At 53.7% G+C, this 20530-nt stretch carries 20 protein-coding genes; 8 read left to right on the forward strand and 12 right to left on the reverse strand.

The genetic code is table 11. The annotated features are described in order from the left end of the window. Positions 1-21: 21 nt before the first annotated feature. The 5 genes from fabY to typA form a co-directional block, all read right to left on the reverse strand. The gene (gene fabY / locus M989_RS00390) at positions 22-963 is read right to left on the reverse strand and encodes a fatty acid biosynthesis protein FabY (protein ID WP_064540475.1); all 942 of its coding nucleotides are present in this window, start codon (positions 961-963) and stop codon (positions 22-24) included. 44 nt (positions 964-1007) lie between these two features. Further along, positions 1008-1445 carry a D-aminoacyl-tRNA deacylase gene (gene dtd / locus M989_RS00395; protein ID WP_064540478.1) on the reverse strand — a complete coding sequence of 146 codons (438 nt, stop codon included), beginning with the start codon at positions 1443-1445 and terminating at the stop codon, positions 1008-1010. Continuing rightward, a complete protein-coding gene (locus tag M989_RS00400) occupies positions 1442-2308 on the reverse strand; it encodes a virulence factor BrkB family protein (protein ID WP_064540481.1) in 867 nt (288 codons plus the stop codon). The genes dtd and M989_RS00400 overlap by 4 nt, the downstream gene beginning before the upstream one ends. Beyond that, positions 2302-2901, reverse strand: a complete 600-nt coding sequence (gene yihX / locus M989_RS00405; RefSeq protein ID WP_064540483.1) for a glucose-1-phosphatase — start codon at positions 2899-2901, stop codon at positions 2302-2304. Before yihX ends, M989_RS00400 begins: the two co-directional genes overlap by 7 nt. A 132-nt stretch (positions 2902-3033) precedes the next feature. Next, positions 3034-4857, reverse strand: coding sequence for a ribosome-dependent GTPase TypA (typA, locus tag M989_RS00410; protein ID WP_064540486.1), 1824 nt, complete (start codon positions 4855-4857; stop codon positions 3034-3036). 383 nt (positions 4858-5240) lie between these two features. Between typA and glnA the strand changes: the two genes are divergently transcribed. The 4 genes from glnA to M989_RS25410 all read left to right on the forward strand — a co-directional run bounded on the left by glnA (position 5241) and on the right by M989_RS25410 (position 9549). Further along, positions 5241-6650, forward strand: coding sequence for a glutamate--ammonia ligase (glnA, locus tag M989_RS00415; RefSeq protein ID WP_064540489.1), 1410 nt, complete (start codon positions 5241-5243; stop codon positions 6648-6650). A 206-nt stretch (positions 6651-6856) separates the two neighbouring features. After that, positions 6857-7906, forward strand: a complete 1050-nt coding sequence (glnL, locus tag M989_RS00420) for a nitrogen regulation protein NR(II) (protein ID WP_064540492.1) — start codon at positions 6857-6859, stop codon at positions 7904-7906. A 9-nt stretch (positions 7907-7915) separates the two neighbouring features. Further along, positions 7916-9328: a nitrogen regulation protein NR(I) gene (gene glnG, locus M989_RS00425; RefSeq protein WP_064540495.1), complete on the forward strand. Its 1413-nt coding sequence runs from the start codon at positions 7916-7918 to the stop codon at positions 9326-9328. 113 nt (positions 9329-9441) lie between these two features. Then, positions 9442-9549 carry a YshB family small membrane protein gene (locus M989_RS25410; RefSeq protein WP_157093498.1) on the forward strand — a complete coding sequence of 36 codons (108 nt, stop codon included), beginning with the start codon at positions 9442-9444 and terminating at the stop codon, positions 9547-9549. 80 nt (positions 9550-9629) lie between these two features. Here M989_RS25410 and hemN read toward each other — a convergent pair whose 3' ends face one another. Next, positions 9630-11003 carry an oxygen-independent coproporphyrinogen III oxidase gene (gene hemN, locus M989_RS00430; RefSeq protein ID WP_064540498.1) on the reverse strand — a complete coding sequence of 458 codons (1374 nt, stop codon included), beginning with the start codon at positions 11001-11003 and terminating at the stop codon, positions 9630-9632. Positions 11004-11191: 188 nt separating this feature from the next. Then, on the reverse strand, positions 11192-11707 hold the full coding sequence (gene yihI, locus M989_RS00435) for a Der GTPase-activating protein YihI (RefSeq protein ID WP_064540500.1): 516 nt from the start codon (positions 11705-11707) through the stop codon (positions 11192-11194). A 591-nt stretch (positions 11708-12298) separates the two neighbouring features. Here yihI and yihA point away from each other — a divergent pair. Beyond that, positions 12299-12934, forward strand: a complete 636-nt coding sequence (gene yihA, locus M989_RS00440; protein WP_064540503.1) for a ribosome biogenesis GTP-binding protein YihA/YsxC — start codon at positions 12299-12301, stop codon at positions 12932-12934. A gap of 151 nt (positions 12935-13085) precedes the next feature. Here yihA and spfP read toward each other — a convergent pair whose 3' ends face one another. Both spfP and polA read right to left on the reverse strand, forming a co-directional pair. Beyond that, complete coding sequence (gene spfP, locus M989_RS26590) at positions 13086-13133, reverse strand: small protein SpfP (protein WP_071892919.1); 48 nt, start codon at positions 13131-13133, stop codon at positions 13086-13088. Positions 13134-13298: 165 nt separating this feature from the next. After that, positions 13299-16094 (reverse strand): DNA polymerase I, encoded by a 2796-nt coding sequence (polA, locus tag M989_RS00445; RefSeq protein WP_064540506.1) that lies wholly within the window; start codon positions 16092-16094, stop codon positions 13299-13301. Positions 16095-16490: 396 nt separating this feature from the next. On the opposite strand from polA, the gene M989_RS00450 reads away from it, so the two are divergent. Further along, positions 16491-17399, forward strand: coding sequence for an acyltransferase (locus M989_RS00450; RefSeq protein ID WP_064540509.1), 909 nt, complete (start codon positions 16491-16493; stop codon positions 17397-17399). Positions 17400-17414: 15 nt separating this feature from the next. On the opposite strand, the gene dsbA is transcribed toward M989_RS00450, so the two are convergent. The 3 genes from dsbA to M989_RS00465 all read right to left on the reverse strand — a co-directional run bounded on the left by dsbA (position 17415) and on the right by M989_RS00465 (position 19397). Then, positions 17415-18038 (reverse strand): thiol:disulfide interchange protein DsbA, encoded by a 624-nt coding sequence (gene dsbA, locus M989_RS00455; RefSeq protein ID WP_064540513.1) that lies wholly within the window; start codon positions 18036-18038, stop codon positions 17415-17417. A 27-nt stretch (positions 18039-18065) separates the two neighbouring features. Beyond that, positions 18066-19052, reverse strand: coding sequence for a serine/threonine protein kinase (locus tag M989_RS00460; RefSeq protein ID WP_064540516.1), 987 nt, complete (start codon positions 19050-19052; stop codon positions 18066-18068). Between the two features lie 75 nt (positions 19053-19127). Then, positions 19128-19397 (reverse strand): YihD family protein, encoded by a 270-nt coding sequence (locus M989_RS00465; RefSeq protein WP_052284157.1) that lies wholly within the window; start codon positions 19395-19397, stop codon positions 19128-19130. A 69-nt stretch (positions 19398-19466) separates the two neighbouring features. On the opposite strand from M989_RS00465, the gene mobA reads away from it, so the two are divergent. Then, entirely contained in the window at positions 19467-20051 is a 585-nt protein-coding gene (mobA, locus tag M989_RS00470) for a molybdenum cofactor guanylyltransferase MobA (protein ID WP_064540519.1), read from the forward strand. After that, positions 20048-20530: molybdopterin-guanine dinucleotide biosynthesis protein MobB (mobB, locus tag M989_RS00475; RefSeq protein WP_064540522.1), on the forward strand; the 483-nt coding region annotated here is incomplete at its 3' end. The genes mobA and mobB, both read left to right, overlap by 4 nt.

Genomic DNA, 20530 nt, shown 5'->3' on the forward strand with positions numbered 1-20530 from the left:
ATCAGGAATCGCGGGCTCGCGCTACTCCTCTTCGTTGCCGCCTTCTTCGAAGGCGCCGAACGGCTTTGCCGGAAGCACAATATAAGTGCCTTCAAATACCACGCCCGCTTTTTCATCACCGAACAGCTCAACCTGTAGCTGAACGCGCGCTTTGCGGCCACGGGCCAGACGGTCCAGATCGCCGCTCAGCGACCCCAGATCGGCGATCGCCGTTGGTCTACCGGTGATCGGCCTGCTGTAGCGGATATGGGCATCGGCTAAGATAATCGTGCCGCCAAGGTGGCGCTCGCGCAACATCAGCCAGATAAGGCCCCAGCCGGTCAATGTCGCCAGCGAGAACAGGCTACCCGCGAACAGCGTGTGATGTGGATTCTGGTTGCCGGTTTCCGGCATGGTGGTGATAAATTTCTGCCCGGTGTATTGCTGAATACGCACGCCCATTTTTTCGCTGAGCGGGATATGATCGTACCAGGCCTGCTGCAGCTGCGCACACCAGTCACCGCGATGCAGAATATCGTCCAGTGAGGCCACCGGTTTAATCATCAGAAAATGGCGCACCGGCGTGGTTTGCGGGGTGGTAATTTCCCCCTGGTTCACGAAGCCCAGCTTGGCGAAAAACGGCACGGCATCTTCACGTGCGCTACAGGTTACGCGCTTCACGCCTTCCTGTCGGGCGACCGATTCCAGCGTCATGGCGATCAGTGTCCCCAGACCTTTGTCCTGCACTTCAGGATGGACAGCCATAAAACGAATCGACGCTTCGTTATCGGCGTTGATGTACAGTCGCCCAACAGCGACCAGCTTTCCCTGTTCATCCACCACCATCTGATGGTGCGCCATCGCGTCCCAGGCGTCTCGCTCGGAGCCTTTCGGCTGATGCAGCGGCTTACGCAGCATTTCCCAGCGAAACTGGTAGTATTCCTCTAACTCTTCTGCCGTTTGCGGTACTCGGAGATGGTACATAATCGCGCTCTCTTTTGCCCCCCGCGTTCTTCCGGGAAGTGGGTTCATACCTGTAACCAGAATGTCACGGGCCCGTCATTGACCAGCGACACCTGCATATCCGCAGCGAATCGTCCCGTTTGCGTGTTGATCTCCTGCTGGCGACAGCGCTGCACAAAGTACTCATAGAGTTCTTCTGCGCGATCCGGAGCGGCTCCTTTGGAGAAACTCGGACGCATTCCGCGCTCGGTATCAGCCGCCAACGTAAACTGTGATACCACCAGCACGCTCCCGCCTGCCTGCTGCACGTTCAGGTTCATTTTGCCGTCGGCATCGCTAAAAATTCGGTAGCCGAGCACGCGCTCGCACAGGCGATTCGCTTTCTGTTCGTCGTCGTCTTTCTCTACGCCCAGTAGCACCAGTAGTCCAGGGCCAATCTCCCCCGTCACCTCGTCCGCCACGCTTACGCTGGCGCGTGTGACGCGCTGAATTAATGCAATCATGGTTCTTCTGCTTCTTGTTGTTCTGATTTCAGTTTTCGGTATTCACCGAGAGTGACAGTTATTTCTGCGCCAAGCAAGACGATACACCACGTCCAGTAGACCCAGACAAACAAAATGGGGATCACCGCCAGCACGCCGTAAATCAACTGGTAAGAGGGAAATGCGGTGATATAGAGCGAGAAGGCTTTCTTACCGAGTTCGTGCAGCAGCGCGGCGACCAGCGCCCCGACAATCGCATCGCGATTCGGCACCTGTGTTGTCGGAACGATGCTGTAGAGCAGCCAGAAAGAGAGCCAGGAGAGCAGCAGCGGGAACACCCGCAGCAGGTTATCAATCACGCCGTGCAGCTCGCTGGCCCAGCGCAGGGAAAGCAGATATGAGCTAATTGCCAGGCTCACCCCTGCCAGCAGCGGCCCGAGGGTGAGTATCATCCAGTAAACGGCGAATGAGTAAATTCTGGGGCGCGTACGCTTGCTGCGCCAGATGGTGTTTAGCGCGCTATCGATTGAGTACATCAACAGCAGCGCGGTAATGATCAGACCACAGGCGCCAAACGCGGTCATCTTGTTGGAGTTGGCGACAAACTGCTCGATATAGCGCTGAATAACGTCGCCGGTCGCGGGCAGGAAGTTAGCAAAAACGAAGTGGCGAATTTGCAAACTCACTTCCGAGAACATAGGAAAGGCCGCAAACAGGGCGAAAATCACCGCCACCAGGGGCACAAGTGAAAGCAACGACACATAGGCCAGATTGCCTGCCAGCGTCGTCATATTATCTTCTTCAATACGCCGCCAGAGGAATTTACTCCACGCCACCAGCGGCCGGGTATGATGAATACATTTTTGATGAACGGTTTTTAACATAACGACTTCATAAAATAGTCAGGCAGGGTTTCTCTCCCTGTCACCAGTACGCTGGCGATCCCCAACTGGTTGGCTCCCTCTATATTATCGGCGTTATCGTCAAAAAAGACCGCATCGGCGGCAGAAAAACCTTCCAGCTCAAGTACACGCTGGTAAATACGGGCCTCTGGTTTACGCATGCCCATCTCCTGAGAGAGGTAAACATGGTCAGCGGCAGCATAAATTTGCGGATATTCATCCGGCCAGAAAGTGGTGTGCAGCGCGTTGGTGTTCGAAAGCACCACCACCCGGTGCCCCTGCTCGCGTAGCGTCTGCATGATATCGATAACTTCGGGACGCAGCGCGACGAATACCGCCTGCCAGCCGTGGGCAAACTGTTCGTAGCTCAGCGGAAGTTCCAGGTCGTGACACATCGCCTTCGCAAAAGCTTCATCCGATATTTCACCGCGTTCATGCTGGTGAAATGCCTCTCCCATCGTAAAGCGCTGCTTCAACTGCGCCAGCGGCACACGGGCAAGGTCGCTCCACGTTCCCAGAACACGGTTGAAATCAATGTCGACAATCACATTACCTAAATCAAAGATATAGAGCATTTTTGCCTCCGTTCACGCCGTGGAATTTTTACTGTAGCGGGAAAGGTGGGGTTTGACCATGAGCAAAAGCGCGCTATCAGAAAAAGAAAAACCCCGCCATAAGGCAGGGTTTTGGTCACGGAAAAAAGAAGATTACTCTTCTTTCGCACCGCGCATTGCGCGACGACGGTCGTTTTCCGTCAGGTGACGTTTACGGATACGAATAGACTGCGGAGTCACTTCGACCAGTTCGTCATCATCGATGAACTCCAGAGCTTGCTCCAGAGTCATGCGGATAGGCGGAACCAGAACAACCGCTTCATCCGTACCGGATGCACGCATGTTGGTCAGTTTCTTACCGGTCAGGCAGTTTACGGTCAGGTCGTTAGAACGGCTGTGAATACCGATGATCTGGCCTTCGTAAACTTCTGCGCCGTGGCCCAGGAACAGCTTGCCGCGGTCCTGCAGGCTGAACAGTGCAAACGCAACCGCTTTACCCTGACCGTTGGAGATCAGTACGCCGTTCTGGCGCTGGCCCACTTCGCCCTGACGGATATCGTCATAGTGACTGAAGGTGGAGTACAGCAGACCGGTACCGGAAGTCATGGTCATGAATTCTGAACGGAAACCGATCAGACCACGGCTTGGGATCACGTAGTCGAGACGTACGCGGCCTTTACCGTCTGGATTCATGTTTTTCAGGTCGCCTTTACGCTCGCCCAGTGCCTGCATGACAGAACCCTGGTGCTGCTCTTCGACGTCCAGCGTTACGTTCTCGTATGGCTCTTGTTTGCGGCCATCGATTTCGCGGAAGATAACTTTCGGACGGGATACCGCCAGTTCGAAACCTTCACGACGCATGTTTTCAATCAGAACGGACAGGTGCAGTTCACCACGGCCAGAAACGCGGAACGCATCGGCGTCAGCGGTTTCTTCAACGCGCAGCGCTACGTTGTGCACCAGCTCTTTGTTCAGGCGGTCAAGGATCTGACGAGAGGTAACGAATTTACCTTCTTTGCCACAGAACGGAGAGGTGTTAACGCAGAAGAACATAGAAACGGTCGGTTCATCGACGGACAGTGCCGGCAGCGCTTCGACGTTCTGCGGGTCGCAGATGGTGTCGGAGATGTTCAGCTCGCCCAGACCGGTGATGGCGATGATGTCACCAGCTTCCGCGAGGGTGCTGTCGATACGTTCCAGACCCAGGTGAGTCAGTACTTTACCAACTTTACCGTTACGGGTTTTGCCTTCGCTATCGATGATAGTGATCTGCTGGTTCGGTTTCACTTTACCGCGTTTGATGCGGCCGATACCGATAACGCCAACGTAGTTGTTGTAGTCCAGCTGGGAGATCTGCATCTGCAGCGGACCATCAAGGTCTACGTCCGGTGCCGGTACATGGTCAACAATCGCCTGATACAGCGGGGTCATGTCTTCAGCCATGTCTTCGTGATCCAGACCCGCGATACCGTTCAGCGCCGAAGCGTAGATGATCGGGAAGTCCAGCTGCTCGTCGGTCGCGTCGAGGTTAACGAACAGGTCGAAGACCTGGTCAACAACCCAATCAGGACGCGCGCCCGGACGGTCAACCTTGTTGATGACAACAATTGGCTTCAGGCCGTGAGCAAATGCTTTTTTGGTCACGAAGCGCGTTTGCGGCATCGGGCCATCAAAGGCATCAACTACCAGCAGCACGGAGTCAACCATGGACATAACGCGCTCAACTTCACCACCGAAGTCGGCGTGCCCCGGGGTATCAACGATGTTGATACGGTAGTCATTCCATTTGATAGCGGTGTTTTTTGCGAGGATGGTAATCCCACGCTCTTTCTCCAAATCGTTGGAGTCCATCACACGCTCTTGAGTTTCAGCACGCTCGTCGAACGTACCGGATTGCTGCAGCAGCTTATCAACTAGGGTAGTTTTACCATGGTCAACGTGAGCAATGATGGCGATGTTACGCAAATTTTCGATCACAACTTTGCCTCGGGCATTAGAAATAGCGCGTTATTGTACACGGATTAATCGCACTACAAAACAGGATCACAGAGATCCTCCGCAAACAAGTATCGCAGAGTTTCTTTGTGATCGCTTTCACGGCGCATAAAAAGGGCACCTAATCACAATTTGCACCAATATGGTGCTCAACGCTCGCGTGTAAGCACTATAATGGTGCAAAACGGCTATCATGGTGCAGCCCTTTTGCACTATGGTGCGCATGATAGCGCCTTTTGGGGGTGATTTAAAAGTTGGCACAGATTTCGCTTTATATTTTTCACGGCAACAACGCCATTTTTATGCAGTGATAGAAGACCTCGTTACCACGACGACGACAATGACAAATCCGGGAGATGTAAAGTATGTCCGCTGAACACGTTTTGACGATGCTGAATGAACATGAAGTGAAGTTTGTCGATCTGCGCTTCACCGATACCAAAGGTAAAGAACAGCACGTCACGATTCCTGCCCATCAGGTGAATGCCGAATTCTTCGAAGAAGGCAAAATGTTTGACGGCTCCTCTATCGGCGGCTGGAAAGGCATTAACGAATCTGACATGGTTCTGATGCCGGACGCATCTACCGCTCTCATCGACCCGTTCTTTGAAGAGTCTACCCTGATTATTCGTTGTGACATCCTGGAACCAGGCACCCTGCAGGGCTACGACCGTGACCCGCGCTCCATCGCTAAACGCGCTGAAGAGTACCTGCGCGCGACCGGCATCGCAGACACCGTTCTGTTCGGGCCAGAGCCAGAATTCTTCCTGTTTGACGACATCCGTTTCGGCGCATCTATCTCCGGTTCCCACGTGGCTATCGATGATATCGAAGGCGCATGGAACTCTTCCACCAAATACGAAGGTGGTAACAAAGGTCACCGTCCTGGCGTGAAAGGCGGTTACTTCCCGGTTCCTCCGGTAGATTCTTCTCAGGACATCCGTTCTACCATGTGTCTGATCATGGAAGAAATGGGTCTGGTCGTTGAAGCGCACCACCACGAAGTGGCGACCGCTGGCCAGAACGAAATCGCGACCCGCTTCAACACCATGACCAAAAAAGCGGACGAAATTCAGATCTACAAATATGTGGTTCACAACGTCGCTCACCGCTTCGGTAAAACCGCGACCTTTATGCCAAAGCCAATGTTTGGCGATAACGGTTCCGGCATGCACTGCCACATGTCCCTGTCCAAGAACGGCGTAAACCTGTTCTCCGGTGACAAATATGCGGGTCTGTCTGAGCAGGCGCTGTACTACATCGGCGGCGTTATCAAACACGCTAAAGCGATCAACGCCCTGGCGAACCCGACCACCAACTCTTACAAGCGTCTGGTCCCGGGTTACGAAGCGCCGGTAATGCTGGCTTACTCTGCCCGTAACCGTTCTGCTTCTATCCGTATTCCGGTAGTGGCTTCTCCGAAAGCGCGTCGTATCGAAGTGCGCTTCCCGGACCCGGCTGCTAACCCGTACCTGTGCTTCGCCGCGCTGCTGATGGCTGGCCTTGACGGTATCAAGAACAAGATCCACCCGGGCGAAGCGATGGACAAAAACCTGTACGACCTGCCGCCGGAAGAAGCGAAAGAGATCCCACAGGTTGCTGGCTCTCTGGAAGAAGCGCTGCAGGCTCTCGATGCAGACCGTGAGTTCCTGACTGCGGGCGGCGTATTCACTGATGAAGCTATCGACGCTTACATCACGCTGCGCACTGAAGAAAACGATCGCGTTCGGATGACTCCGCACCCGGTTGAGTTCGAGCTGTACTACAGCGTCTAATACGTTTTGAGTTGTACTTTCCCGATGATGTCGCGTCACTGCCGATGGGTGCTGACGCGATACTCGGGAATTGAGTTGCCGTGGAAACTTTCAGCCCATCTCAGGATGGGCTTTTTTCTCCACCAACAACCTGATTTCCCGCGCTTTTTATCCGTAAAAAGCTATACTGCACTAAAAGAGTGCAAGCCTTTTCAGGAGACTGCTAAATGGCAACAGGCGCGCTGCCCGATGCTGGGCAGATCCTTAACTCGTTAATCAACAGCATCTTACTGGTCGATGACGACCTGGCCGTTCACTATGCGAACCCTGCGGCGCAGCAGTTGCTGGCGCAGAGCGCGCGTAAACTTTTCGGCACGCCGCTTCCCGAGCTTCTGAGCTATTTCTCGCTCAACGTCGGTTTAATGCAGGAAAGCCTGCAAACCGGCCAGGGGTTCACCGATAACGAAGTGACGCTGGTTATCGACGGTCGCTCACATATTCTTTCGCTCACCGCGCAGCGGCTGCCTGACGGTTTTATCCTGCTGGAGATGGCACCGATGGACAATCAACGTCGCCTCAGCCAGGAGCAGCTACAGCACGCCCAGCAGATTGCCGCGCGCGATCTGGTGCGTGGCCTTGCCCACGAGATCAAAAACCCGCTGGGTGGCCTGCGCGGCGCAGCACAGCTGCTGAGCAAAGCGCTGCCCGACCCCGCGCTCATCGAATATACCAACGTCATCATTGAACAGGCCGACCGCCTGCGTAATCTGGTCGATCGCCTGCTTGGCCCGCAGCATCCCGGTACGCACGTTACCGAGAGCATTCATAAAGTGGCTGAGCGCGTGGTGAAGCTGGTTTCGATGGAGCTGCCGCAAAACGTCACTCTGATACGCGACTATGATCCAAGTCTGCCGGAACTGCCGCACGATCCCGACCAGATTGAGCAAGTTCTTCTTAATATCGTGCGTAATGCGCTTCAGGCCCTCGGGTCAGAAGGGGGCGAAATAGTCCTGCGCACCCGCACCGCTTTTCAGTTAACGCTACATGGCGTTCGCTACCGCCTGGCCGCCAGAATTGATGTCGAAGATAACGGTCCCGGCATTCCATCACATTTGCAGGATACGCTGTTTTATCCGATGGTCAGCGGCCGCGAAGGTGGCACCGGGCTGGGTCTGTCGATCACGCGCAGCCTGATCGATCAGCACTCCGGCAAAATTGAATTTACCAGTTGGCCAGGCCATACCGAGTTTTCGGTTTTCCTGCCAATTAAAAAATAAGGTGTGTTTATGCAACGAGGGATAGTCTGGGTCGTTGATGACGATAGCTCCATCCGTTGGGTGCTTGAACGCGCCCTCACCGGCGCAGGGCTGACCTGCACGACGTTTGAAGGCGGGAAAGAGGTGCTGGACGCGCTGGCCACCAAAACCCCTGACGTGCTGATGTCCGATATTCGCATGCCCGGAATGGATGGTCTGGCGCTGTTAACACAAATCAAGCAACGCCATCCAATGCTTCCGGTCATCATAATGACGGCACATTCCGATTTGGACGCCGCCGTCAGCGCCTATCAGCAAGGGGCGTTCGATTACCTGCCAAAACCGTTTGATATTGACGAAGCGGTGGCGCTCGTTGAACGCGCTATCAGCCACTACCAGGAACAGCAGCAGCCGCGCAATGTACAGGTTGATGGGCCAACCACCGATATCATCGGCGAAGCGCCGGCCATGCAGGACGTGTTCCGCATTATCGGCCGTCTCTCCCGCTCTTCCATCAGCGTGCTGATTAACGGCGAGTCCGGTACCGGTAAAGAGTTAGTCGCTCACGCCCTGCACCGTCACAGCCCACGCGTCAAAGCGCCGTTTATCGCGCTGAATATGGCGGCAATCCCCAAAGACCTGATTGAGTCCGAACTGTTTGGTCACGAGAAAGGGGCATTTACCGGCGCCAATACTGTCCGTCAGGGCCGCTTTGAGCAGGCCGATGGCGGCACGCTGTTCCTCGATGAAATCGGCGATATGCCGATGGACGTCCAGACTCGTCTGCTGCGCGTACTGGCCGACGGTCAGTTCTATCGCGTCGGCGGCTATGCGCCGGTAAAGGTTGACGTACGCATCATTGCGGCCACCCACCAGAATCTGGAACAACGCGTACAGGAAGGTAAGTTCCGTGAGGATCTGTTCCATCGCCTGAACGTGATTCGCGTCCACCTGCCGCCGCTGCGCGAACGTCGGGAGGATATTCCACGCCTGGCGCATCATTTCCTGCAGGTCGCAGCACGCGAGCTGGGCGTTGAAGCCAAGCTGCTGCACCCGGAAACCGAAGCCGCCTTAACGCGTCTGGCCTGGCCGGGTAACGTGCGTCAGTTGGAAAACACCTGCCGCTGGCTGACGGTGATGGCCGCCGGGCAAGAGGTACTGATTCAGGATCTGCCGGGCGAGCTGTTTGAAGCCAGCCAGCCGGATAGCACCGCGGCCGCGTCGCTACCGGATAGTTGGGCAACGCTGCTGGCGCAGTGGGCCGATCGCGCGCTGCGTTCCGGTCATCAAAATCTGCTGTCCGAAGCCCAGCCAGAGATGGAGCGTACGCTACTGACGACCGCGCTACGCCATACGCAAGGACATAAACAAGAAGCCGCACGCCTGCTCGGTTGGGGTCGTAATACCCTGACGCGCAAGCTGAAAGAGTTAGGAATGGAGTAAGGCCGGTGTGAAGTGTAAATATTGCTCGATTCGCGCAAGTTGCTGCAATTTTATACTTTACTGTTCCGATGAGTTAAGTATCATTCTGCCCGCGAATACCGGGGGGAAGAAACATGCTTGAATCATTAATTAATCTGGCGTCGAGCGGCGCTGCCAGCCACTCGCCGCAAACGGCGATGGCCGCAGTCCTGTGCGCGGCGCTGGTTGGGCTATTTAGCTAAGCCGGATGGCGCTTACGCTTATCCGGCCTACAAATCGACTGTAGGCCCGGTAAGCGTAGCGCCACCGGGCAATATCCTCGCTAAATCACCCGCGAGAACTGCTGGATACGCGCTTTCTGGCGCAGGTAGGCGTCAAAGCACATACAGATGTTGCGAATCAACAGGCGGCCTTTGGCGGTCACCTGAATGCCCTTCTCATCCACATCCACCAGCCCATCTTTCGCCAGCGGTGCCAACAGCGCCAGGTCCTCGGCAAAGTAGTCGCTGAAGTTCAGGTCCCACTGTTTTTCCACCGCGGAGAAATCGAGGCTGAAATTACAGATCAGCGCCTTAATCACGTCACGACGAATGCAATCATCACGGGTTAAGGCAATACCGCGCCACAGCGCGTTGCCCTGCTCGGCGACCTGCTGATAGTACAGCTTCAGCTCTTTCTGGTTCTGCGCGTAGCAATCGCCAATCATGCTGATGGCGGAGACGCCCATGCCCAGCAAGTCGGTGTCGCCCTGGGTGGTATATCCCTGGAAGTTGCGGTGCAGCACACCTTCACGCTGGGCCACGGCCAGCTCGTTATCCGGACGCGCAAAGTGGTCCATGCCGATAAACTGATAGCCCGCTTGCGTCAGCGAGTGAATGGTCTCCTGCAGGATATCCAGCTTCTGCTGCGCCGACGGCAGGTCGGCGTCTTTGATTTTACGCTGAGCAGCGAAGAGCGTCGGAAGATGCGCGTAGTTAAATACGCTCAGGCGATCCGGATTCAGTTCAGCCACACGCTGGAGGGTAAAAGCAAAGCTCTCCGGCGTCTGCTTCGGCAGGCCGTAGATTAGGTCGATGTTGGTCGACGTAAAGCCTATCTCACGGGCGCGTTTGAGCAGCGAGAAGATAAAGTCTTCATCCTGCTCACGGTTAACCAGGCGCTGTACCTCTTTATTGAAGTCCTGAACGCCCATACTCAGGCGGTTAAAACCCTCGGCGCGCAGATGGTCGATAACATCCAGCTCAATTTCACGCGGGTCAACTTCAATAGAGATCTCCGCATCAGCATCGAAGTGAAAGTTCTCGCGCAGCAGCGTCATCAGACGGCTGATTTGCGCCTTATTGAGATAGGTTGGCGTACCGCCGCCCCAGTGCAGTTGGCTAACATGACGGCCGGTAAACAGCGGCGCGCGCTGGCGTATTTCCTGCTCCAGCACGTCAAGATATTGGTCAGCTTTGTGCTGCTGGCGGGTAACGATCTTATTGCAACCGCAGAAATAGCAGAGTTTGTGGCAAAACGGGATATGAACGTACAGCGACAGGGGCCGCTCAGGATAGCGCGCAACGGCGCTCAGAAACTCCGCTTCGCCAAAGGCATCGGAGAACTCCAGCGCCGTAGGATATGAGGTATACCGTGGCCCGGAATAGTTATATTTCTGGATCAGGGCCAGATCCCAGTCGATTAACTGCACAGACATGCTCACTCCTTGCGATGATGTCGAAAACGACGACGGCTTGCCGGCCTGGCCGCATTACGCAGCGCCAGCCGGTTGCGCAGCCAATTTTGACGCCGCGACAACCGTCGTAGTTTAACGAATAACCACCCCAGATAACATACAACCAAAAGGGTTATAAGCAGGACTGGCAGGCCAATCGGGTGCAAACGTTAGTTTCCGCCCCTCAGCAGACGCATCACGTCTTCCTTGCCCCCTTCTTCCTCTTCTTCTTCGTCATCATCGTAAGAGAGACCGAGTTGCTGCATCAGTGCATCAATGCGATCCAGTTTAGCGTCAACCCAGGCCTGCTCTTCAGCAGTCAGGGTTTCGCCCTCTTCCAGACGTTCCAGCAGCGCATCCAGGCGCTCATCAGTCTCCAGCATGTCCAGCTCAGCCTGCGGTGAAAGCATAGGTTTCTCGCTCTTCGGTTTGTGCTGCTTGACGACCGGCGCCTCAGTCACGCCCAGCGCGATCGGTTTTTTACTACCAATACGGGGGTCTTTTTGCGGCTTTTGTTTATTGGAGCCAGATGCACCCTCACTGCCGCTGGCGCGGCTGCCCGGCGCATGGCCACGGTGCTTCTTGTCGCGTTTACGGTCACGAGCTTCCTGGTTCAGCTCTTCACGCGTTTTACGACGTTGTTTGCCAGGCGCTTTGCTGCGCGGTGCAGAGGTTGGTTTTTTCATGATGTCAGATCTTTTAAGCCGTTTTATTCAGTATAGAATTGAGCCGGAATCTAGCAGAAAGCAAACAAAGAAAAAAGGCGACAGAGTAATCTGTCGCCTTTTTTCCTGACTCACACCCTTAACGGGTTCTACATTCCATGTTTGCTTACAACGCGCCCTGTCTATCCGTTAGCTCTATAACAGTCCCTGTTATTGTTCCCTTTCCCTGCGTAACGTCTCCAGACGTTGGTCATCCTGACAGATTCCGTAGGTCTTCGCCTCCTGGCGTTCCTGACCCCTCATCCTGAGTCTAAATCCTTCTGGCACCCTTGCCGATGGGTGATACTTTACCTCGTTGAGTTAAACTAACAAGCAATGAGATGGCGAAAATTGGATAAATAAGATTATTGCCCGTGTGTAATGTTATGATTTTAAATAATTTGCATATAATCTCGCCGAGATTCTTTCCTTAATTTCCCATAGTCGATATGGCAAATGTCTTACAAACGGAAGGGCATCGGCTTACAGTTGACGATACTGGAGGAAATCCAGCCTTTTTCTACCGATCGGGTATAATCGCCCCCATTGCCTGATTTAACGGAGACGACCGTTTTGACTAACTGGAACTATCAACTGACGCACTTTGTCACCAGCGCGCCAGATATCCGCCACTTACCTTCCGATACCGGAATCGAAGTGGCTTTTGCCGGCCGCTCCAATGCGGGGAAGTCCAGCGCCCTGAATACGTTGACCAACCAGAAAAGCCTGGCGCGTACTTCGAAAACGCCGGGTCGTACGCAGCTGATTAACCTGTTTGAAGTGGCCGACGGCAAACGTCTGGTCGACTTGCCGGGCTACGGCTACGCGCAGGTACCGGAAGAGATGAAAATCAAGTGGCAGCGTGCTCTGGGTGAATACCTGGAAAAACGTCTGTGCCTGAAAGGATTAGTGGTACTGATGGATATTCGCCATCCGCTGAAGGACCTCGACCAGCAGATGATCGAGTGGGCTGTCGCCAGCGAAATCCCGGTTTTGGTGTTGTTAACCAAAGCTGACAAGCTCGCTAGCGGTGCGCGTAAAGCGCAGCTGAACCTGGTGCGCGAAGCGGCGATTGCCTTTAACGGTGACGTGCAGGTTGAAGCATTTTCTTCACTGAAAAAGCAGGGCGTGGATAAACTGCGCCAGAAGCTGGACAGCTGGTTTAACGATATTCCGCCACAAGAAGATCCAGAAACAGCCGCAGAGTAATTCACTCTACGTCCCGGATAGCGGCGCCTGGCGCCCTGTTCCGGGTACTGCCCCTCATCCTTCTCTTCTCACGCTGGCTGGCTGGCGCAAAACGTTTCTTTCGCCCAATAAAAAACGCCCCAGTCATTACTGACTGGGGCGGCTAAAATATTCAGCCAAATCCGATTACGTGAAGTAAAAGGTCTGAAAGATAGAACATCTTACCTCTGTACCCTACGAGATTAACTCTACTCTTTTTTAATGCTGACAGAAAGCATTTTTTGTAGTTTTTTTTCACTTGTTACATAACGAATTCTAATATTCATCACAAAATTAGATAAGTTATGTTGCTTACTTACATAAAACACCATTATTCATCGAGCACTTAATGAGCTTGATCCCAATTTTCGCCACTCCCCACTTCCACCAGCAACGGCACGTCCAGCGTGGTGCTGTTTTCCATCAGTTCGTGTACTTTCTTCGCCACGGCATCGACGTCGTCTTTGTGCACTTCAAAAACCAGTTCATCGTGAACCTGCATGATCATGCGCACACGCGGCTTCTCGGTTTCTAACCAGCCGTCAACGGCAATCATCGCCCGCTTAATGATATCGGCCGCAGTACCCTGCATCGGGGCGTTAATCGCTGCACGTTCGGCACCGGCGCGGCGCGCGGCGTTGCTGGCTTTGATGTCCGGCAGGTACAGACGGCGGCCATCAAGCGTCTCTACATAGCCCTGATCTTTCGCCTGCGCGCGGGTGCGCTCCATGTACTCCAGTACGCCAGGGTAACGTTCGAAGTAGAGATCCATATACTTCTGCGCTTCTTTACGTGGAATGTTCAGCTGACGCGCAAGGCCAAAGGCGCTCATGCCGTAAATCAGGCCAAAGTTGATGGCCTTGGCGCTGCGGCGCTGCTCGCCGGTAACGCTCTCCAGCGGCAGTCCGAAGACCTCCGCCGCGGTAGCGCGGTGAATATCCTTCCCTTCGGCAAACGCCTTCAGCAGGCCTTCGTCGCGCGACAGATGCGCCATAATGCGCAGCTCAATCTGTGAATAGTCAGCCGAGACGATGACATAATCTTCCGGCGCGATAAACGCCTGACGGATACGACGTCCTTCGTCGTTACGTACCGGGATGTTTTGCAGGTTCGGGTCGGTTGATGACAGACGGCCGGTGGCGGTAACCGCCTGGTGATAAGAGGTGTGAACGCGGCCAGTTTTCGGGTTGATCATCAGCGGCAGCTTGTCGGTGTAGGTCGACTTCAGTTTCGCCAGACCGCGATACTCAAGAATCACCTTCGGCAGCGGGTAGTCCAGCGCCAACTCTTCCAGTACTTCTTCAGAAGTGGACGGCGCGCCGCCCGGCGTTTTCTTCAGCGGCTTGATGCCCTGCTTTTCAAACAGGATGGTTTGCAGTTGCTTTGGTGAAGAGAGGTTAAACTCTTCACCTGCAATTTCGTAAGCTTTCTGCTCCAGCTCGACCAGCCGCTTGGCTATCTCCTGCGAATGCGCGTGCAGTACGGCAGGATCAATCTTCACGCCATTACGCTCAACGCGCGACAGTACTGGCACCAACGGCATTTCAATTTCGTTGAAAATGCGCAGTGGACCTTCATTTTTTTGCAGCTTCGGCCACATTTTCAGGTGCAGCTGTAGCGTCACGTCTGCGTCTTCTGCCGCATAGCGCCCGGCTTCTTCCAGCGCAATCTGGTTGAAGGTGAGCTGGTTCTTACCTTTGCCTGCAATTTCTTCAAAGGTGATGGTTTTGTGCTTCAGCCAACGGTCGGAGAGGCTGTCCATATCGTGACGCCCGGCAATGCTATCCAGCGTGTAAGACTCCAGCATGGTGTCATAGGCGATCCCGCGCAGTTCAATACCGTAGTTGGCCAGAATTCCGCGATCGTACTTCAGGTTTTGGCCTACCTTCAGCAGCGCGTCGTCTTCCAGCAGCGGCTTAAGCAGTTCAAGCACGCGTTCGCGGGCTATCTGATCGGGTGCATCCAGATAGTCGTGGGCGACCGGCACATAAGCGGCGACACCCGGTTCAATGGCGAACGACAGGCCAACCATGTTGGCGGAGATATTATCGAGACTGTCAGTTTCCGTATCGAAAGCAAACAGCGGAGCCTTCGTCAGCTTCTCGATCCAGCTCACCAGGGTGGCTTCATCAAGAATGGTGACGTAGTTTTCTGACGAGAGGGTGGCGGCCGTTTCTTCAACCTCTACCTCTACTTCAGCCACTATCGCTTTGCCCGCCGGTTTCGCTGCCGGTTTCGCCCCTTTAGCCTGCATCCAGGTGCCGGATTCAACATCAGCGATCCAGCGTTTAAATTCGTATTTCTTGAACAGCGTTAACAGGTCATCTGCTGCGGGTTCCGCCACGGTCAGTTGTTCACAGCCGAGCTCCAGCTCAACGTCCGTTTTAATGGTTGCCAATTTGTAAGAGAGGTAGGCCAGATCTTTATTCTGCTCCAGCTTTGCTGCCATCGTTTTCGCGCCGCGGAAGGTTAACCCGGCGATTTTTTCCGGCTCGCCATACAACGCATCCAGGCCGCCAAGCCCCTGCAGCAATGCCTGCGCCGTCTTCTCGCCCACGCCAGGTACGCCCGGAATGTTATCTGAAGAGTCGCCCATCAGCGCCAGAAAATCGATAATCAGCTCTGGCGGTACGCCATATTTCGTGACCACTTCATCCGGGCCAAGGATAGTGTTGGTCATGGTGTTGATGAGCGTGATGCCCGGCGTTACCAGCTGCGCCATATCTTTATCACCGGTACTAATCAGCACCGGACGCCCCGCCTTTTCCGCTTCGCGCGCCAGGGTGCCAATCACGTCATCTGCTTCCACGCCGGAGACGGCCAGCAACGGCAACCCCATCGCTTTCACCATCGTGTGCAGTGGTTCAATCTGCGCACGCAGATCGTCTGGCATCGGCGGACGGTGCGATTTGTAGTCCTCAAACAGTTCGTCACGGAAGGTTTTCCCCTTCGCATCAAATACGACTGCGGCATGGGTAGGCTGATATTGCAGAATCAGGCTGCGCAGCATGTTCAGCACGCCGTACATAGCGCCGGTCGGCTCACCCGCGCGGTTTGTCAGCGGCGGGAATGCGTGATACGCCCGGTAGAGATAAGAGGATCCATCAACGAGGATAAGAGGGTTTTCTGGGATCTGAACCATAATTTCCGTGCCTGTTTATCAGATTATGGGTAAAGGATGCCACAGACGGCATGAAAACATGAATTTTTCCCCAAAATAAGGCGAAAAGATTTCACGATCCTGACGATCGCACGCAAAATAAATTGTGGATAACTTTGTGAATAGTTTTATTTTACTTATAACAAAGTATATGTAACCCTCGATTAAATTGAAAATAATCTATGTTTTTCAATTAATTAAAATCAGATCATGGGAATAAAAAGCGATCTGGTGATAATTCACACTATGTGGATAGACATATTGACTATTTTTCTAATCTGGTAAGACCCGCCATTTGGTGCGTTTTCTGGTAAAATCAGCCTCTTGTGCTCGTTTATATGTGCGCGTTAAATAACTAACTATCTGAATAAAAACACTATGTCGAGATTTCTCGCTGCGATAACGCTGCCTGTAAGCATCGTACTCACTATTTTAGTGACGATTTTATGTTCCGTGCCGATTATTCTCGCCGGACTTATTAAGCTCATTTTGCCTATCCCGTTCATCTGGCGTTCAGTCTCAGTGTTCTGCAATTTTATGATGTATTGCTGGTGTGAAGGGCTGGCCGCGTTGTTACATCTCAATCCGCACCTCAAGTGGGACATTCAGGGGCTTGAGACACTCAGCAAAAAGAACTGGTACCTGCTTATCTGCAACCACCACAGCTGGGCCGATATCGTGGTGCTGTGCGTCATTTTCCGCAAGCATATCCCGATGAACAAGTATTTCCTCAAACAGCAGCTGGCCTGGGTTCCCTTTATGGGACTAGCCTGCTGGGCGCTGGATATGCCGTTTATGCGCCGTTACTCTCGCAGTTACCTGATTCGTCATCCGGAACGCCGCGGCAAAGATGTGGAAACCACCCGTCGTTCCTGCGAGAAATTCCGCGCGCACCCTACGACCATTGTGAATTTTGTTGAAGGTTCACGCTTCACGCCGGAAAAGCGTCAGCAAACACGGTCACCGTATAACAATCTGCTACCGCCGAAAGCGGCAGGTATTGCAATGGCGCTGAACGTTTTAGGTTCTCAGTTCGATAAGCTGCTGGATGTGACGCTTTGCTATCCAGAAAACGACAAGACGCCGTTCTACGATATGCTTAGCGGCAAGCTAACGCGAATTGTGGTGCGTGTAAATCTTCGCCCGATTGACCCAGAGATGCATGGTGACTACGTGGGCGATAAGAACTTTAAGCGTCGTTTCCAGCTGTGGCTGAATACGCTGTGGGAAGAGAAAGATAAACAGATTGATGCAATAAAAGCAGAATACAAAAACGCCGGTCAGTGACCGGCGTTTTCATTTTTATTTCTTTTCAACAAGCTGCTTCACGGTGTCAGCATACTGAGCCACGAAGACATCCATATTGCTGGTGTCCATACCTTGCGGGTTCAGCTGATATTTACCGTTAACAAACATCGCCGGTACGCCCTGCAGCTGCAGATCGGCCGCGGCTTTCTCCTGCTGTGCAACCAGTGATTTCACGACGAAGCTGTTCCAGGCGGCATCATAATCTTCACCCTTCACACCCGCGTCGGTGAAGACTTTGCGGATATCCGCAACGGTCTGCACAGTCTGGTTTTTTTGTACGGCTTCAAACATCGGCGCGGTGATCTGATCTTCAACGCCCAGCGCCATTGCCACCGCCCACGCCTGAGTCAGATCTTTGCCCAATGGGCCCAGGAACTCAACGTGGTATTTGGTCATTTTGGTGCCTTCCGGCAGTTTTTTCTTCACGTTGTCAGAAACGTGCAGAACTTCCTCAAACTGGTAGCAATGCGGACAGTAGAAGGAGAAGAACTCCAGCACCTGCGGCTCACCTGCAACCGGCTTATCGATCGTAACGTACTGTTTGCCGTCGGTAATCTGAGCAGCGGATGCGCTGAATGCCAGAATCATACCTGCCAGCGCAAGCCAAACCTTTTTCATAACTCACTCTCTCCTGACTGTGTCGAATTAATACATGGGCGTTAACTGAAGCGGTGGTTCCTGAAGAATCTTTACCTGCTCCACAAAAGTTGCGATCTGCCGATGCCAGAAATCTTCCCCGGTTAACCAGGGGAAATTTTTCGGAAAGGCGGGATCATCCCAGCGCCTGATTATCCAGGCAAGATAATAAACCAACCGCATTGCACGTAAAGGTTCGATCAGCGGCAACTCGTCTGAATTAAAGCTGCTGAACTCTTCGTATGCCTCTACGATGGTTTCCAGCTGCATACGTCTTTCGGCAAGGGAACCGTTAAGCAGCATCCATAGGTCCTGAACCGCGGGGCCATTACGCGCATCGTCGAGATCGACAAATAGCGGGCCATCGCGCCAGAGGATGTTCCCTGCATGGCAATCACCATGCAGGCGCAGAGCCTCAAAGCGTCCGTGCCACAAGCCCATAACCGCATCAATAAGATCGTCGGTGGCCTTCAGGAATTGGGCTTTTAACCCCGCAGGGATCAGCGCCGAGTGCTCAAATACCTCACGAGGTTCAATCAGGTACTCTTTGACGCCAATCGACGGGCGCGCGGTAAAGCGAGATTTGCGCCCGGTTTGATGCAGCCGCCCCAGATAGCGTCCCACCCACTCCATTTGATCCAGGCTATCGGACTCAAACTGGCGGCCTCCCAGGCTTGGAAAGACGGCAAAGTAAAAACCTTCATGGGTCAGTAGCGTCTGGTCATTAAAGAGAATCGGTGCCGCAACCGGCACTTCATCCTGGACCAGCTCCAGCGCGAACTGGTGCTCTTCGAGAATCTGCGCAGCCGACCAGCGCTCCGGGCGATAGAACTTCACCACCATGCGGCGACGGTCCTCATCCTGAAACTGGTAAACCCGGTTCTCGTAGCTGTTTAGTGGGGTGAGGCCAGAATCAACCCGGATACCCTGCTCGAATAGGGCATCAATAATGGTATCCGGGTGGAGAGTCTGGAAAGTGAAAGCCTTGTCGTTCATCCTGACATCCGATAACGATACGAATGATTCAGGATATCATTTCGCGAGGGATTGAGCGGCTCTGCTTACAACCTTTTACTCTTTAATCACGCCGCGCGCGCGCAGCAGTGCAGTTTTGAAGTCCTCTTCATAATCTTTCTGAATGCCCGGAATGACCGCGTCTTTCGCGGAATCGCGCATTTTGAGATGGTAGATCAGAATATCGTCCGTTAAATCGGCCAATTCGCCATCATAGCCTGACTCCTTCGCCAGTTTCTGCAAAAATTGCATTAAATTCAGCTCAGGTTCTTTCTGCCAGGCTGGCTGGAGGAGTTCAATAACTTCGTTCAGACGTTTACATTTCATGGTCGTGCTCCTTACGCTTGATAGAGACACGTTAGCAGGGTAACCCCCACAATAAAAGAGGCGATAGCGGTGAATGCAGAGAGCCAGATAACCGGCGTGGTGCTGGCAGGCGGTAAAGCCTCCAGAATGGGTGGGCAGGATAAAGGATTAATGATGCTCGACGGTAAGCCGCTGTGGCGACACGTGGCCGATCGCCTGTATCCGCAGGTTAATCGCATCGTTATCAGCGCTAATCGCAATCTGGAGATCTATCGGGCTAGCGGGCTTCCGGTCATGGCCGATACGTTATCTGACTTTCCCGGGCCGCTGGCCGGTATGCTTTCGGTGATGCAGCAGACAGACGATGAATGGTTTTTGTTTTGTCCGTGTGATACCCCGTTTATTCCCGGCAATCTCGTCGCACGGTTAGCGGCGGAACGCCAGCAGGCAGCCGTGGTTTGGGTTCACGATGGCGAGCGAGATCATCCGACAGTGGCGCTCGCTCATCGTAGCCTGGCGCCACAGATTGCTGATTATCTCGCGAAAGGTGAGCGTCGAGTCATGGTATTTATGCGTCAGGTTGGCGGCCATTCGGTAGATTTTAGCGACATGATTAGCGCATTTTGCAATATGAATACACCTGAAGATTTGCAGCACAATGAGGGTAAGCCATGATTCCGTTACTCGCTATTGCCGCCTGGAGCGGGACGGGAAAGACGACGCTGTTGAAAAAGTTGATCCCAGCACTTTGCGAGCATGGCATTCGTCCAGGGCTGATAAAGCACACCCATCATGATATGGATGTCGATAAACCAGGCAAGGACAGCTATGAATTGCGTAAAGCCGGAGCGGCGCAAACGCTGGTCGCCAGCCAGCAGCGTTGGGCATTAATGACCGAAACGCCGGAGGAAAATGAGTTGGATCTGGCGTGGCTGGTGAGCCGGATGGATGCATCAAGGCTGGATCTGGTGCTGGTAGAAGGTTTTAAGCATGAGGCCGTCGCCAAGATCATGCTGTTTCGTCAGGATGCCGGGCACCTGGTGAGTGAGCTGGCGATCGATGAACATACGATTGCGGTGGCCAGTGATGTTAGGCTAAATGTGGATGTGCCAGTACTGGATTTGAATAATTTACAGGAAATTGTGTCGTTTATT

The sequence above is a fragment of the Kluyvera georgiana ATCC 51603 genome, from assembly GCF_001654985.1.
GTDB classification, from domain to species: Bacteria; Pseudomonadota; Gammaproteobacteria; order Enterobacterales; family Enterobacteriaceae; genus Kluyvera; species Kluyvera georgiana.